This is a genomic window from Pantoea sp. GbtcB22 (genome assembly GCF_019091025.1).
GTDB lineage: Bacteria > Pseudomonadota > Gammaproteobacteria > Enterobacterales > Enterobacteriaceae > Pantoea > Pantoea leporis.
This window is the reverse complement of sequence record NZ_JAGXKB010000003.1, coordinates 264,893-279,630: the sequence shown is the minus strand read 5'-3', so window position 1 is coordinate 279,630 and position 14,738 is coordinate 264,893. Positions and strand designations below refer to the sequence as shown.

Annotated in this window: 13 protein-coding genes; 9 read left to right on the top strand and 4 right to left on the bottom strand. The window is 56.5% G+C overall.

Annotated features, from left to right (window positions below; translation table 11 throughout):
* The first annotated feature begins 88 nt into the window (after positions 1–88).
* The 4 genes from argT to hisP all read left to right on the top strand — a co-directional run bounded on the left by argT (position 89) and on the right by hisP (position 3,247).
* Positions 89–871, top strand: coding sequence for a lysine/arginine/ornithine ABC transporter substrate-binding protein ArgT (argT, locus tag KVT28_RS12645; RefSeq protein WP_101763640.1), 783 nt, complete (start codon positions 89–91; stop codon positions 869–871).
* 194 nt (positions 872–1,065) lie between these two features.
* Positions 1,066–1,752 (top strand): histidine ABC transporter permease HisQ, encoded by a 687-nt coding sequence (locus KVT28_RS12640; protein ID WP_008105192.1) that lies wholly within the window; start codon positions 1,066–1,068, stop codon positions 1,750–1,752.
* Positions 1,749–2,465, top strand: a complete 717-nt coding sequence (locus KVT28_RS12635) for an ABC transporter permease (RefSeq protein WP_008105190.1) — start codon at positions 1,749–1,751, stop codon at positions 2,463–2,465. Before KVT28_RS12640 ends, KVT28_RS12635 begins: the two co-directional genes overlap by 4 nt.
* A gap of 8 nt (positions 2,466–2,473) precedes the next feature.
* Positions 2,474–3,247, top strand: coding sequence for a histidine ABC transporter ATP-binding protein HisP (gene hisP, locus KVT28_RS12630; protein ID WP_101763641.1), 774 nt, complete (start codon positions 2,474–2,476; stop codon positions 3,245–3,247).
* A gap of 160 nt (positions 3,248–3,407) precedes the next feature.
* Here the strand turns inward: hisP and KVT28_RS12625 are convergent, their stop codons facing one another.
* Positions 3,408–4,355 (bottom strand): sugar-binding transcriptional regulator, encoded by a 948-nt coding sequence (locus KVT28_RS12625; RefSeq protein WP_192233261.1) that lies wholly within the window; start codon positions 4,353–4,355, stop codon positions 3,408–3,410.
* A gap of 195 nt (positions 4,356–4,550) precedes the next feature.
* Between KVT28_RS12625 and dalD the strand changes: the two genes are divergently transcribed.
* From dalD to KVT28_RS12610, 3 genes are read left to right on the top strand one after another with little or no spacing between them, the layout of a single operon-like run.
* The gene (gene dalD / locus KVT28_RS12620) at positions 4,551–5,945 is read left to right on the top strand and encodes a D-arabinitol 4-dehydrogenase (protein ID WP_217548736.1); all 1,395 of its coding nucleotides are present in this window, start codon (positions 4,551–4,553) and stop codon (positions 5,943–5,945) included.
* A 10-nt stretch (positions 5,946–5,955) separates the two neighbouring features.
* Complete coding sequence (xylB, locus tag KVT28_RS12615; RefSeq protein ID WP_217548734.1) at positions 5,956–7,425, top strand: xylulokinase; 1,470 nt, start codon at positions 5,956–5,958, stop codon at positions 7,423–7,425.
* 22 nt (positions 7,426–7,447) lie between these two features.
* Complete coding sequence (locus KVT28_RS12610; RefSeq protein WP_217548732.1) at positions 7,448–8,728, top strand: MFS transporter; 1,281 nt, start codon at positions 7,448–7,450, stop codon at positions 8,726–8,728.
* Between the two features lie 32 nt (positions 8,729–8,760).
* On the opposite strand, the gene KVT28_RS12605 is transcribed toward KVT28_RS12610, so the two are convergent.
* Positions 8,761–9,654, bottom strand: a complete 894-nt coding sequence (locus KVT28_RS12605) for a TIGR01777 family oxidoreductase (RefSeq protein ID WP_101763646.1) — start codon at positions 9,652–9,654, stop codon at positions 8,761–8,763.
* A 204-nt stretch (positions 9,655–9,858) separates the two neighbouring features.
* Between KVT28_RS12605 and yfcF the strand changes: the two genes are divergently transcribed.
* A complete protein-coding gene (gene yfcF, locus KVT28_RS12600; protein WP_217548730.1) occupies positions 9,859–10,500 on the top strand; it encodes a glutathione transferase in 642 nt (213 codons plus the stop codon).
* Positions 10,501–10,611: 111 nt separating this feature from the next.
* Positions 10,612–11,157 (top strand): NUDIX hydrolase YfcD, encoded by a 546-nt coding sequence (gene yfcD, locus KVT28_RS12595; protein WP_007889295.1) that lies wholly within the window; start codon positions 10,612–10,614, stop codon positions 11,155–11,157.
* Positions 11,158–11,203: 46 nt separating this feature from the next.
* Here the strand turns inward: yfcD and KVT28_RS12590 are convergent, their stop codons facing one another.
* Together KVT28_RS12590 and pta are read right to left on the bottom strand one after the other, a co-directional pair.
* A complete protein-coding gene (locus KVT28_RS12590) occupies positions 11,204–12,463 on the bottom strand; it encodes a 4-aminobutyrate--2-oxoglutarate transaminase (protein WP_101763647.1) in 1,260 nt (419 codons plus the stop codon).
* Between the two features lie 129 nt (positions 12,464–12,592).
* The gene (pta, locus tag KVT28_RS12585; RefSeq protein ID WP_176971183.1) at positions 12,593–14,737 is read right to left on the bottom strand and encodes a phosphate acetyltransferase; all 2,145 of its coding nucleotides are present in this window, start codon (positions 14,735–14,737) and stop codon (positions 12,593–12,595) included.
* Position 14,738 lies beyond the last annotated feature (1 nt).

The following is a 14,738-nucleotide window of genomic DNA, read 5'->3' as shown; positions in this document are numbered from 1 at the left end:
ACAACTGGCATGAAACGTGCACAGCTTACAGCGCAAACCAACACATCACGCACCACATAACAATAAGCACTTCACTTGAGGGTTACCTATGAAAAAGCGAGTTCTGGCTCTTTCTCTGATGCTGACAATGGTAAGTAGCGCGAGCGTCTTCGCCGCTGTGCCGCAGTCGCTGCGCATTGGAACTGACCCGACTTATCCGCCATTCGAATCCAAGAACGCGCAAGGTCAGCTGGTGGGCTTTGATATCGATCTGGCGAACGAAATTTGTAAACGTATCAAGACAAAATGTACTTATGTGGAAAGTGATTTCGATGCGCTGATCCCGTCGCTGAAAGCGAAGAAGATCGACGCCATCATCTCTTCTCTGTCAATTACCGAAAAGCGTCAGGAAGAGATCAACTTCTCTGAAAAACTGTACGCGGCGAACGCGCGCTTAGTGGCACCGAAAGGTTCTACGCTGCAACCGACCATTGAATCCCTGAAAGGGAAAAACATCGGTCTGCTGCAGGGCACCACGCAGGAAACCTATGCAAAAGAGTACTGGCAGCCAAAAGGTGTCACCGTTACGCCTTACGCTAACCAGGATCTGGTGTATCAGGATCTGAATGCCGGTCGTATTGATGCCGCGTTCCAGGACGAAGTGCAGGCGAGCGAAGGTTTCCTGAAGCAGCCTGTTGGCGCTAAATATGCGTTTGCCGGCCCGGCAGTGAAAGACGACAAGATCTTTGGCGTCGGTACCGGTATGGGCTTGCGTAAAGATGACGCCGATCTGAAGGCCGCGATCGATAAAGCTTTTGTTGAGATGCGTAAAGACGGCACTTACGACAAGATTGCTAAGAAGTACTTTGATTTCAACGTGTACGGCGATTAATTATCCTGTTTCCTAATCCTGGTCTGTGAAAGGCAGGAAGGTTGCACATAAGTATTCACTCCGGGCGCTTACCTATGTAAACTGCCCGGCTTCATACGCTTGCCGCCATCCATCCTGCGATTCAAATTCCCCGGTTAGGACTGTCCGTCAGTTGGGCAGCGTTTGTAACTTACCCTCACGACAGGATTGAACCCATGTTGTATGGCTATTCCGAAGTAATCCTCAAGGGCACCCTTGTGACGCTGGAGCTGGCGCTCAGTTCCGTGTTGCTGGCGGTGGTGCTCGGCTTGATTGGCGCTGGCGCCAAACTTTCTCGCAGTCGCCCGCTGGCGATGTTGTTTGAAGGCTACACCACCTTAATCCGCGGTGTGCCCGATTTGGTGTTGATGCTGCTGATCTTCTACGGTCTGCAGATCGCCTTGAATACTCTCACTGATGCGCTGGGACTAGCGCAATTTGATATCGACCCGATGGTCGCCGGTATCATCACGCTCGGCTTTATCTACGGCGCCTACTTCACTGAAACCTTCCGTGGTGCGTTCCTCGCGGTGCCAAAAGGGCAGATCGAAGCGGCAACCGCCTTCGGTTTCACCGGCTCGCAAACCTTCCGTCGCATTCTGTTCCCGGCCATGATGCGCTTTGCGCTGCCGGGCATCGGCAACAACTGGCAGGTTATTCTCAAGGCCACGGCGCTGGTTTCGCTGCTGGGGCTGGAAGATGTGGTGAAAGCCACGCAGCTGGCAGGTAAAAGTACCTGGCAGCCGTTCTACTTCGCCATTGTGGCAGGTGTGATTTATCTTGTGTTTACCACGCTGTCGAATGGCGTGCTGTGGTGGCTTGAACGTCGCTACACGGTGGGTGTGAAAAGGGCAGAGCTATGATTGAGATTATTCAGGAGTATTGGAAACAGCTGCTCTGGACCGATGGTTACCGTTTTACCGGCATCGCGATTACGCTGTGGTTATTGATCATCTCGGTGGTGATCGGCGGTTCGCTCGCGGTGCTGCTGGCGATTGCGCGCGTCTCCTCTAACCGCTTTATCTCCACGCCGGTTTGGCTGTTCACCTATGTATTTCGCGGTACGCCGCTGTATGTGCAGCTGCTGGTGTTCTACTCCGGCATGTACACGCTGGAAGTGGTGAAGGGCACCGAGCTGCTGAACGCCTTCTTCCGCAGTGGATTGAACTGTACGCTGCTGGCGTTCACGCTGAACACCTGCGCCTATACCACCGAAATCTTTGCCGGTGCGATTCGTTCGGTGCCGCACGGTGAAATCGAAGCGGCGCGCGCCTATGGCTTCTCACCGTTTAAATTGTATCGCTGCATCATTCTGCCGTCGGCACTGCGCACCGCGCTGCCGGCGTACAGCAATGAAGTGATCCTGATGCTGCACTCCACCGCGCTGGCGTTTACCGCGACGGTGCCGGATCTGTTAAAAATCGCGCGCGATATCAACTCGGCCACCTATCAGCCGTTTACCGCGTTTGGCATCGCTGCGGTGCTGTATCTGATAATCTCTTACGGGCTGATTAGCTTGTTCCGCAAAGCTGAACAACGCTTCCTGGCGCACGTAAAACCTTCTTCATCGCATTGAGTATCACTATGGCTGACAATAAATTAAGCGTTACCGAACTGCACAAACGTTACGGTGAACATGAAGTTTTGAAAGGCGTATCGCTGCAGGCGAATGCCGGCGATGTGATCAGCATTATTGGCTCGTCCGGTTCCGGGAAAAGTACCTTCTTGCGCTGCATTAACTTCCTCGAGAAACCGAGCGAAGGCACCATTGCGGTCAACAACCAGCAGATCAATCTGGTGCGCGACACCGATGGTCAACTGAAAGTCGCGAACAAAGAGCAGCTGCGTATGCTGCGCACGCGCCTGACCATGGTGTTTCAGCACTTCAACCTGTGGAGCCACATGACGGTGCTGGACAACGTTACCGAAGCGCCGATTCAGGTGCTGGGGCTGAGCAAGGCGGAAGCGCGTGAGCGTGCGATCAAGTATCTGGATAAAGTCGGCATTGATGCGCGTGCGCGTGCCAAATATCCGGTGCACCTTTCCGGTGGTCAGCAGCAGCGCGTGTCGATTGCGCGTGCGTTGGCGATGGAGCCTGAAGTGTTACTGTTTGACGAACCCACTTCTGCGCTCGATCCGGAACTGGTCGGCGAAGTGCTGCGCATTATGCAGAAACTGGCGGAAGAGGGCAAAACCATGGTGGTGGTGACGCATGAGATGGAGTTTGCTCGTCACGTCTCTAATCATGTGATCTTCCTGCATCAGGGCAAAATTGAAGAGCAGGGCACGCCGGATGAGCTGTTCGGCAATCCAAAAAGCCCGCGCTTGCAGCAGTTTTTGAAGGGATCGTTGAAGTAGTTTTGTGCCCGCTGTCCCCCATCCAGGCCATTCCTCGCTGTCCCCCTCCTCGGTCCTCCCCCAAAATTGGGGGAGGAAGATGCTGCTATATGTGGGTGTTGAAGTGGCATTTGGCAGCGTCTCCTTCCCCCGCGGGCGGGGGAAGGCCAGCAAGCACCCTCTACCCCCGCAACAACTTCAGCGCCGTATCCTCATCGGTCACCAGACCTGACACCCAGCCGCCCTGCAACGCCGCGCGAATCGCCGGATATTTACGCTCGCTGCCGGCAAAGCCAATAATCTGGCGTTGCGTCTGGCTCTCCAGCAACACGCTGGTGAGCAGTTCATCGGTTTCACCCCACACGCGTTCACCTTGCTGATTGAAAAAGTGCCCGAGCATTTCGCCCACCACGCCGCGCGCGTTGAGCGCAGCAACTTGCGCATCGGTGATAAAGCCTTCGGCATGCAGCGGGCAGCCGGGCTGCACTTCGCCGATGCCAACGAAGGCCACATTCGCCTGCAAGGCGCGTAACGTCACGCGCTGATAAACCTGATGCTGAATCCACATCTCTTTATCTTCGGGCGTATCCGCATACAGCGGCGCAGGAATGAAGAAATACTTGCCCTGCATCTTCTCCGCCATCTTCAGCGGCACGTCGTAGCGCGTACCCGAGTCGTCCCGCGCAATCGCGCCAATCATCGAAACGCACTGATGCTGCGGTCGTTCAACCCAGGGAAGTGCATCAATCATGGAGCGCAGCGTCTTACCGGAACCAATGCCAAATACCTGCGGCTGCTCCTCGCTGATGTATTGCGCCATTACCGCCGCGCCTTCCACTGCCAGCATCTGCTGAATAGCGTCATCATCCAGATTGGCGGATGGCACCACACGGCACAGTTGCAGGCCAAATTTCTCCTGAACGTCGCGCGCCAGATGCAAGCAATGGGTAACCGGATGATCAATCTTTACGCTCACCATGCCCATTTCACGCGCGCTGGAGACCAATCGCTGCGCCACCTGACGTGACAATCCTAACGCGCGTGCAATCTCTTGCTGCGTCACGCCCGCCACGTAATACATCCAGGCCGCACGTGCTGCCAGTTCTTGTTTTTTCTCTTCTCTGCTCATCGCGCTGTTCCGTCAAAACCGGTGCGCCATGTTAACGCGAGATGCCGATGAAGTGTTAACTGAGCAAAAGCCCTAAAAAAGAGCAAAAGTATTAATTGTGACTGAGCTCGCAGAACAAGGCTGCTCGCTCGCACTATGCTACGCCTCATCGGGCAAATGCCCTTAATCGTGGCAAATGTTTATTTTGAGGCGACTATGACCAATCAATCAGTGTGGATGCATATCGGCGCAGGATCTTTTCACCGCGCGCATCAGGCGTGGTATCTGCATAAACTACGCGAGCAGGGCGATGACAGCTGGAGCATTGCCCTCGGCAATATCCGCAATGATGCCGCGCCGTTGCTAAAGCAACTCGCTGCACAAGAGGGCGAATATGTGCTGGAAACCGTTACACCCGATGGCGAACGCGCCTATGAAACCATCACGTCATTGCGCAAAATCCTGCCGTGGGATAGCGACATCAGCGCGCTGGTGGAGCAGGGAGCGAAAAGTGAAACCCGCGTGATAGGTTTTACCGTCACCGAAGCCGGTTACTATTTGACACCGGAATTCGAACTGGACCTGACGCAACCGGATGTGCAGGCCGATGTGAAAGGCGACATCCGCACGATTTATGGCGCGCTGGCACGCATCCTCACGCAGCGCGTGGCCAACGGTGGCGCGCCCGTTACGCTGCTCAACTGCGATAACCTGCGCCACAACGGCGAACGTTTCCGTCACGGCTTCCTCGCGTTTCTTACCGCCAAAGGTGACAACGCCTTAGCGAATTGGGTGCGCGAAAATACCACCTCGCCCAACACCATGGTGGATCGCATTACGCCGCGTCCAACGCCAGATGTGGCTGAGCGCGTTAAAGCCGCTACGGGTAAAGAGGATGGTGCATCGGTGATGGCCGAATCCTTTATTCAATGGGTGATTGAAGATGACTTCATTGCCGGTCGGCCGGCGCTGGAGAAGGTTGGCGTTGAGCTGGTGGAATCGGTATTGCCGTGGGAAGAGGCGAAAATCCGCATCCTTAACGCCACGCATGCGGCGATTGCCTGGGCAGGCACGCTGATTGGCCTCAATTACATTGATGACAGCACGCGTCAGCCGGCGATTTACCAACTGGCCTATGACTACGTGACCCAGGATGTGATGCCATCGCTGTCGCCGAGCCCGCTGGATTTAGCCGATTATCGCGATGTGGTACTGGCGCGTTTTAGCAATCCCTACATTAAAGACACCAATCAACGTGTTGGCGCGGACGGTTTGTCGAAAATCCCCGGCATGGTGACGCCAACACTGCGCGAATGCTATCAGCGTGGCGCAGAACCGGCGGCCACCGCCGTGCTACCTGCACTGTTCTTCCTGTTCCTGCAACGCTGGGCCAGTGATGATTTGCCTTACACCTATCAGGATGGCGTGCTGCAAGCCGATGCGCTGCGCCAGCAGTTTAGCCGCTCCGATGCACTGAACGCTTTCCTCAGCGATAGCGCGCTATTTGGCGAACTGGCACAGGACAAGGCGTTTCATGCGCTGGTGACGCGCAGCGTGGCGGATCTGCAACTGTGGCTGAAACAGCCAGAACGCATGCTGGCTGCGGTGTAAGGAGCGCGTTATGTATCTTGGGATTGATATTGGCACCTCCGAGCTCAAAGCGCTGATCATCAATGCGCAGGGTGAGATCATTGCCTCGAATCACGCCACGCTCAACGTGCAGCGCCCGCATGCGCACTGGGCAGAACAGGATCCCGAGCGCTGGTGGCAAGCGTGCGGTGATGTCCTTGCTGGATTGCGCCAGCAGGATGCGCTGGCCTGGAGCGAGATTCGCGCGATGGGTTTGTCCGGGCAGATGCACGGCGCGGTGCTGCTGGATGCGCAGGGCAAGGTGCTGCGCCCGTGCATTCTGTGGAATGACACGCGCAGCGCGCCGCAATGTGCCGCGCTCAGTGCCCAACATCCGGAAATGATGCAGCTCAGCGGCAATATGATTATGCCGGGCTTCACCGCACCTAAACTGCGTTGGGTGGCAGAACATGAGCCTGAGATTTTCCGTCGCATCGATAAAGTGCTGCTGCCGAAAGATTACCTACGCTGGCGTTTAACCGGACAATTTATCAGTGAACCTTCAGACGCGGCAGGCACGTTGTGGCTCGATGTGGCTCAGCGCGACTGGTCCGACGAACTGTTAGCCATCACCGGCCTCACGCGCGCCAATATGCCGGCGCTGGTGGAAGGCTGCGCGGTGAGCGCCCCCTTGAAAGCCGAACTGGCAAGTGAATGGGGCTTGTCGGCCGCGGTCTGCGTGGCGGGCGGCGGTGGCGACAATGCCGCATCGGCGGTTGGTGTGGGCGCGGTTAATCCGGGTGATGCTTTTATCTCGCTGGGTACCTCCGGCGTGATTTTTGTCGTCAACGATCGTTTGCTGGCCGATCCGCAATCGGGCGTGCACGCCTTTTGTCACGCCTTGCCCGGACGCTGGCACCAGATGAGCGTGATGCTCAGCGCCGCCAGCTGCCTGCGCTGGCTGTGTAATCTGCTCTCCGTTACCGAAAGCCAACTGATGGAAGAGATGGCACAGCTCAGTGAAGAGCAGCGGCGTCATGCCCCGGTTTTCCTGCCCTATCTTTCCGGTGAACGCACGCCACACAACGATCCTGACGCCTCCGGTTCTTTCTTCAATCTGCGCCACGAAACACCGCGTGCGCTGCTCGGCTACGCAGTAATTGAAGGCGTAGCTTTTGGTCTGGCCGACGGGTTCGCGGTGCTTGGTGATGCGCAGCGCCAGATTCAGCAGTGCAGCCTGACCGGCGGTGGGGCGCGCAGCACGTTGTGGGCGCAGTTGATCGCCGATGTGCTGCAACTGCCGATCGTCACGCATCCCGCCAGCGCGTCCGGCGCATTGGGGGCTGCGCGTCTGGCATGGCTGGCCGCGGGTGGTGTGGAGAGCGAAGTTTGCCTAAAACCGCCGGTGCAGGCGCGATATCAACCAGATGCTGCGCGCGGCAAGGTGCTGCAGCAGCGATTGCAGCTGTTCCGCACGCTCTATGCACAACAGCAGCAGGCGCGAGTGTTGTTGCCTGAATAATTCCAGACAGAGGATGAATGAGATGCAATCGAATGATTACTGGTTTGGCTTACCGAAAAAGATGTTCTGGGGCTTCCTCGCCATCGCTATTTTTATGGCGGGTGACGGCTTTGAAATGGCATTTCTGTCGCGTCACATCACCGATATGGGCTTCACGCCAGCGCAGTCGGCGGTAGTATTTACTTTTTACGGACTGGCGGCAGCGCTAGCGGCGTGGGCATCGGGCGTGGTAGCGGAACTGATTACGCCCCAGCGTGCCATGATGATTGGCTTCGTGCTGTGGATTGTCATGCACACGCTGTTTATGTCGCTGGGACTTGGCATGCGCAACTATCCGCTGATGGTGCTATTTTACGGCATTCGCGGTCTGGCGTATCCGCTATTCATTTACTCATTCATGATGATGCTGGTGCAGGTGCTGCCGCGAGAAAAACTGGCGGCAGCCACCGGTTGGTTCTGGGCAATGTATTCCGTCGGTATCGGTGTGGTCGGCAGCTATTTACCGAGTCTGACCATCCCGATGCTCGGCGAAACCGGTACGCTGTGGCTGGCGATTATTTGGGTTGCCTGTGGTGGCGTGCTGGCCTATTTCAGCTTGCGCCATGTGCCGGTTGATCGTTCGCGCGTCAATTTGCCGATGCGCGATAAAATGACCGAAATGTCGCGGGCGGTAACTATTCTGTTTACCAACCAGCACGTGTTTTATGCCTGCCTGATTCGCATCATTAATACGCTGTCACTGTTTGGTTTCGCCATTATCATGCCGCTGCTGTTCGTTGATCGTCTTGGTTTTACCATTTCCGAATGGCTGCAAATCTGGGCGGTGTTCTTCTTCGTTACCATTTTTACCAACATCTTCTGGGGCATTACCGGCGAGAAGCTGGGTTGGGTCCGTCAGGTGCGCTGGTTTGGCTGTCTCGGTATGGCCATCTCCAGTCTGGCGTTTTACTACCTGCCGCTGTATGCCGGACATAACTTCTGGGTGGCGCTGATTCCGGCGGTGATGTTAGGAATTTTTGTCGCCGCCTTCGTGCCGATGACCGCTGTGTTTCCGACACTGGAGCCGCATCACAAAGGCGCCGCCGTGTCGATTTATAACCTGTCGGCCGGACTGAGTAATTTTGTCGCGCCCGCGATTGCGTCGGTGTTGCTACCGTTTTTCGATATCGTCGGCGTGGTGTGGGCGTATACCGCGCTGTACGTGTTTGCTGGCGTGCTGACCTTTATCATCCGCGTGCCGCAGCCGGGACATACGCATGAACCGGCGGCAGTGAAATCACGCGTGGCGCAGCAAAGGAGTTAATCTGTGATAGGCGGGCGCCATTAATGGCGCCCCTACACGACATCCCGCAACGCTTCCTCCAAATCGTACCAGCGAAAACCAAAGCCTGACTCTTCCAGGCGCTTCGGCAACACATGTTGGCCGCCGAGCACCAGTACCGCTGATTCGCCCATCATCAGCTTGATGGCGCTGGCGGGCGTGCGCATAAAGGCTGGGCGATGCATCACATGGCCGAGCGTGGCGGCGAACTGCTCATTGCGCACCGCATAGGGCGCAACCATGTTGAATGGGCCGCGCAGTTCAGAGTGATCGATCAACCACAGCAGCGCGTTAACCAAATCGTCGATGTGAATCCACGGTAAATACTGTTTGCCGCTACCAATCGGACCGCCTACGCCAAGTTTAAACGGCAGTTTCATCTTCGATAACGCGCCGCCTTCTTTCGCCAGCACCACGCCGGTGCGCAGCAAACAGACGCGCGTGCGATCGCTCTGTGCAGTTAACGCCAGTTGTTCCCAACGCGCGCACAGCGTATGGGTAAATTCATCCTGGCCCGGATCCTCTTCGGTCAGCACCAGGTCGCCGGTATCGCCATAAAAGCCGGTAGCCGAGCCGGAAATCAAAAATTGCGGGGGATTGCTGCTGGCGTGAATCAGCGACACCAGCTGCTCGGTGATCTGCCAGCGGCTTTCGCACAGCCGCTGCTTCTGCTGTTCGGTCCAGCGTTTATCGGCGATCGGTTCGCCCGCAAGATTAATCACACCATCAATACCGTTTAAATCGGTTTGCTGATTGATGCCGGACCACAGCGCCACGCTGGCGTCGAGTTTCTCGCGTGCGGCGGCGACATCGCGCGTGACGACGCTCACCTGATGGCCAAGCTGCAACAGACGCGGAATCAGATGGCGGCCAATCAGGCCGGTGCCGCCGGTGATCAGTAAATGCATGTTGAGCCTCCTTGTCATTTTTTATCTGCTCAGATTGAGCATAGAAGAGAAGCGTGCGCGCGGCGTGACTCGGCTTACGCTTATGAAGAAAAAGGAAAAGTCAGCGCTGGTCTTAGCAGCTAAAGATCTGACCAGCGCACCATTGCCTTAATAAATAAAAATCGGTAAACATGATGCACACCTGACGCTTTTCTGAGGCAGCCAATGAATTATCCAACCATTACTTTGTGGTCAGATTCTTGCTTTTTCAGCCCTTACGCCATGTCGGTTTATGTTGCGCTCACCGAGAAGGGCATTCCCTTCACCCTTAAGCGCGTCGATTTATCGCAGAATGCGCAGTGGGATGAGGAATACCGCGCGCTGTCGCTGACCTGCCGCGTGCCGACGCTGCAAATCGATGATGTGCTGCTGACAGAATCTTCAGCGATTGCTGAGTACCTGGAAGAGCGTTTTTCGGCGCCAGAGTTCGAGCGGCTCTATCCGCGCGATCGTGAGAAACGGGCGCATGCGCGCGAAGTGCAGGCATGGCTGCGCAGCGACTTAATGGCGCTGCGCTCTGAGCGTCCAACCGAAGTGCTGTTCGCCGGCGAACGCTTTGCGCCGCTTACGCCGGCGGGTGAGCAAGCTGCCAACAAACTCATTGCTGCGGTGCAGCGCCTTTTGCCTGATGGACAGCAAAATCTGTTTGGCGAATGGTCGATTGCGGATACCGATTTAGCCGTGATGATTAATCGCCTGGCGCTGCACGGCGATGCGCTGCCGGTGAAGCTGCAACACTATGCGGAGTTCCAGTGGCAGCGTGCTTCGGTGCAACTCTGGTTAGCGGAATCGGGTAAAACACGCTGAGCACGATGCGCCTTGCGATGGCGAAAAGAACGCTTTACCTTACCGCTCATTCTAATAAAGCATGGCAAACAGGCGCGTGCTGGGCACGCCGAAAACAGAAAAGGGTTACGGATGGTGGATCAAACGGCAGGTGACGGTATCGAGTGGGTTGATATCGTTAACGAAGAGAACGAAGTCATTGCGCAGGCCAGCCGTGCGCAGATGCGTGCGCAGTGTCTGCGTCATCGCGCTACCTATATTGTGGTGCATGATGGCATGGGCAAAATTCTGGTGCAGCGTCGTACTGAAATCAAAGACTTCATGCCGGGTATGCTGGACGCCACTGCCGGTGGCGTGGTGCAGAGTGGGGAAGACCTGCTGGAATCGGCGCGTCGTGAAGCGGAAGAGGAATTGGGTATCGCGGCCGTTCCATTCGCCGAACACGGCCAGTTCTATTTTGAAGATCAGCATTGCCGCGTATGGGGCGGGCTGTTCAGCTGCGTTTCCCATGGCCCGTTTGCCATGCAGGAAGAGGAAGTGGATGAGATCTTCTGGATGACGCCGGAAGAGATCACCGCGCGCTGTGACGAGTTCACCGATGATTCGCTTAAGGCGCTGTCGCTGTGGCTGAGCCGAAACAGTGATGCTGCACGTCGTAAACAGAGCAGCGAAGCGTAATCTTGCCGTAAGGTCGCCATTTTTGGCGACCTTATACACAACATTGTTAATGTTCCCGCAGAATCCCCGCCAACAGTGCCAACGCATCCTCGAACTGCGCATCGGGAATAGTCAGCGGATAGAGGAAGCGGATCACGTTGCCGTACACGCCACAGGTTAGCAGAATCAAACCTTTTTCCAGCGCCTGCTGCTGAATAGCTTTGGCAATCTCCGCCGACGGCTTGCCCGCCGCATCATTGAATTCCGCCGCCATCATTGAGCCATAACCACGAATTTCCGCCAGCGCTTTACAATCTGCTCGCTGCAACGTCTGTTTTAATCGGCTGCCAAGCTGGTTGGCGCGGCTGCACAGCGCCTCTTCTTCGATAATGTCTAACACCGCCAGCGCCGCCGCAATCGCCGGTGGACTGCCAGCATAGGTTCCGCCCAGGCCGCCGGGTTCTGGCGCATCCATGACTTCTGCGCGTCCCGATACCGCCGAGAGCGGGAAACCACCGGCCAGACTTTTCGCCATGGTGATGATATCGGGCTGCACGACGTAATAGTTGCTGGCGAACAGCTTGCCGGTGCGTGCGAAACCGCTCTGGATCTCATCGGCGATCAGCAGTATGCCGTGGCGATCGCACAACTCCCGCAGCGCAACGACAAACTCTGGCGGCGCACCGTAGAAACCGCCTTCGCCCTGAACCGGTTCAAAGATAATGGCTGCCACCTGCTGCGGGCTGATATCGCTGCGGAAAATCGCTTCCAGGCTGTCGAGCGCATCGCTCACGCTGACCTTGTGCAGCGCGTTGGGATAGCGCGCGTGAAACACCGGGCTGGCGAAGGGGCCGAAGCCGGTTTTATATGGCACCACTTTCCCGGTCAGCGACATTGTCATATTGGTGCGGCCATGAAACGCGCCGGTGAAGGCGATGATGCCGGGCCGACCGGTGGCCGAACGCGCGATTTTGACCGCGTTTTCGACCGCTTCAGCACCGGTTGAGAAAAAGGTGGTTTTCACCGGCCCGCTAATCGGCACCAGCGCATTTAGTCGCTCAGCGAGATGAATGTAGTTCTCATAAGGGATGATTTGAAATGCGGTGTGGGTAAAGCATTCAAGCTGCTGTTGCACCGCAGCCATCACTTTCGGGTGACGATGCCCGGTGTTAAGCACCGCGATGCCTGCGGCAAAATCGGTGTATTCGCGGCCATGCTGATCCCAAACCGTGGCATTCTCGGCTTTCACCGCATAGAAATCACACATCACACCTACGCCGCGCGGCGTGGCTTGTAAACGACGGCGGTGCACATCACTGTTGCTCATTATTCACCTCGCAATTAGCGGCAGACTTCAATCAGTGTTAGCGCAGCGTGAGGTTTATGCCAGTGAAGTGCGGAGCAAAAAAAAAGCACGCACCGAAGTGCATGCTTTTTTGGCGGGCGGGGAAGGGGATTAGCCTTCGGCCTGCTGCGATTGAATCGCCGTCAATGCGATGGTGTAGACGATATCATCCACCAGTGCGCCGCGCGACAGGTCGTTCACCGGCTTACGCATGCCTTGCAGCATCGGTCCGATGGAGATCAGATCGGCAGAACGCTGTACCGCTTTGTAAGTGGTGTTACCGGTGTTCAGATCCGGGAAGATGAACACGGTAGCGCGGCCGGCAACCGCAGAGTTTGGCGCTTTGGATTTGGCGACGTCTTCCATAATCGCGGCGTCGTACTGCAGCGGACCATCGATCACCAGATCCGGGCGTTTTTCCTGCGCGATGCGCGTGGCTTCACGTACTTTCTCTACGTCGCTACCGGCACCGGAGTTACCGGTTGAGTAGGAGATCATCGCGACGCGTGGATCGATACCGAAGGCTTTAGCTGAGTCGGCAGACTGAATCGCGATCTCTGCCAGCTGTTCTGGATTGGGATCCGGGTTGATGGCGCAGTCGCCATACACCAGAACCTGCTCCGGCAGCAGCATGAAGAACACCGACGACACCAGCGAGCTGTTTGGCGCGGTTTTGATCAACTGCAGCGGTGGACGAATGGTATTCGCAGTGGTGTGAACCGCGCCGGAGACCAGACCGTCAACTTCGCCGCTCTCCAGCATCATGGTGCCGAGCACCACGTTGTCTTCCAGCTGCTCCTGCGCCACCACTTCGGTCATGCCTTTGCTCTTACGCAGCTCAACCAAACGTGGCACGTAGTTTTCACGTACCACTTCTGGATCCACGATCACGATGCCTGTGCCGAGTTCAACACCCTGCGCCGCCGCAACACGCTGAATCTCTTCCGGATTGCCGAGCAGCACACAGGTAGCGATGCCGCGTTCGGCGCAAATTGCTGCCGCTTTGACGGTACGCGGCTCGTCGCCTTCTGGCAGCACGATGCGTTTGCCTGCTTTGCGCGCCAGCTCGGTGAGTTGGTAGCGGAATGCCGGTGGAGACAGGCGACGGCTGCGCTCGGACGTGGCGGTCAGCGATTCCACCCAATCTTCATTAATGAAGCTAGCTACGTACTCCTGCACTTTCTCGATGCGCTGCGTATCGTCAGTCGGGACTTCAAGGTTGAAGCTTTGCAGGCTAAGCGACGTCTGCCAGGTGTTGGTTTTCACCATAAACACCGGCAGGCCGGTCTGAAACGCGCGTTCGCACAGGCGTGCGATGGGCGCTTCAATCTGATAGCCACCGGTCAACAGCACTGCACCTATTTCTACGCCGTTCATCGCGGCCAAACAGGCGGCAACCAGTACATCAGGACGATCGGCGGAGGTTACCAGCAGTGAACCCGGACGGAAGTGCTCCAGCATGTGTGGAATGCTACGCGCACAGAAGGTGACAGATTTCACACGGCGCGTCTGGATTTCACCTTCGTTGATGATATCGGCGTTCAGGTGACGGCACATATCGATGGCGCGAGTGGCGATCAGATCAAAGCTCCACGGTACACAACCCAGCACCGGCAGCGGACTGTTGGCAAACAGCTGCTTTGGATCGATGTTGGCGATGCTGGCTTTAGAGGAGTCATCAAAAATTTCTGACAGATCCGGGCGCGTACGACCTTGCTCATCCACCGGCGCATTCAGTTTGTTGATGATCACGCCAGTGATGTTTTTGTTTTTGCTACCGCCAAAGCTGCTTTGCGTCAGTTCGATACGCTCTTTGAGCTGCGCCGGAGAATCGTTGCCCAGCGCCATGACGAAGACGATTTCGGCGTTCAGGGTTTTAGCGATCTCATAGTTCAGAGCAGATGCGAACTGATGTTTACGCGTGGGGACCAGACCTTCAACCAGCACTACTTCCGCGTCTTTAGCGTTTGCGTGATAGTTGGCAATGATCTCTTCCATCAACACGTCTTGCTGGTTAGATCCAAGCAGCGACTCAACGCGTGACATCTGCAGCGGTTCTGCGGCAGGAATCGCGGAGCTTTTACGGATAATGCTGGTGGTTTGGTCTGGCGCATCGCCACCCGCACGTGGCTGGGCAATTGGCTTGAATACGCTCAGGCGCACGCCTTTGCGCTCCATGGCACGGATCACGCCGAGGCTGACGCTGGTCAGACCGACGCTGGTGCCGGTAGGAATGAGCATAATTGTACGTGACACG

Coding starts and splice junctions, on each gene's coding strand:
- argT (WP_101763640.1), top strand. CDS start 89: ATGAAAAAGCGAGTTCTGGCTCTTTCTCTGATGCTGACAATGGTAAGT.
- KVT28_RS12640 (WP_008105192.1), top strand. CDS start 1,066: ATGTTGTATGGCTATTCCGAAGTAATCCTCAAGGGCACCCTTGTGACG.
- KVT28_RS12635 (WP_008105190.1), top strand. CDS start 1,749: ATGATTGAGATTATTCAGGAGTATTGGAAACAGCTGCTCTGGACCGAT.
- hisP (WP_101763641.1), top strand. CDS start 2,474: ATGGCTGACAATAAATTAAGCGTTACCGAACTGCACAAACGTTACGGT.
- KVT28_RS12625 (WP_192233261.1), bottom strand. CDS start 4,355: ATGAGCAGAGAAGAGAAAAAACAAGAACTGGCAGCACGTGCGGCCTGG.
- dalD (WP_217548736.1), top strand. CDS start 4,551: ATGACCAATCAATCAGTGTGGATGCATATCGGCGCAGGATCTTTTCAC.
- xylB (WP_217548734.1), top strand. CDS start 5,956: ATGTATCTTGGGATTGATATTGGCACCTCCGAGCTCAAAGCGCTGATC.
- KVT28_RS12610 (WP_217548732.1), top strand. CDS start 7,448: ATGCAATCGAATGATTACTGGTTTGGCTTACCGAAAAAGATGTTCTGG.
- KVT28_RS12605 (WP_101763646.1), bottom strand. CDS start 9,654: ATGCATTTACTGATCACCGGCGGCACCGGCCTGATTGGCCGCCATCTG.
- yfcF (WP_217548730.1), top strand. CDS start 9,859: ATGAATTATCCAACCATTACTTTGTGGTCAGATTCTTGCTTTTTCAGC.
- yfcD (WP_007889295.1), top strand. CDS start 10,612: ATGGTGGATCAAACGGCAGGTGACGGTATCGAGTGGGTTGATATCGTT.
- KVT28_RS12590 (WP_101763647.1), bottom strand. CDS start 12,463: ATGAGCAACAGTGATGTGCACCGCCGTCGTTTACAAGCCACGCCGCGC.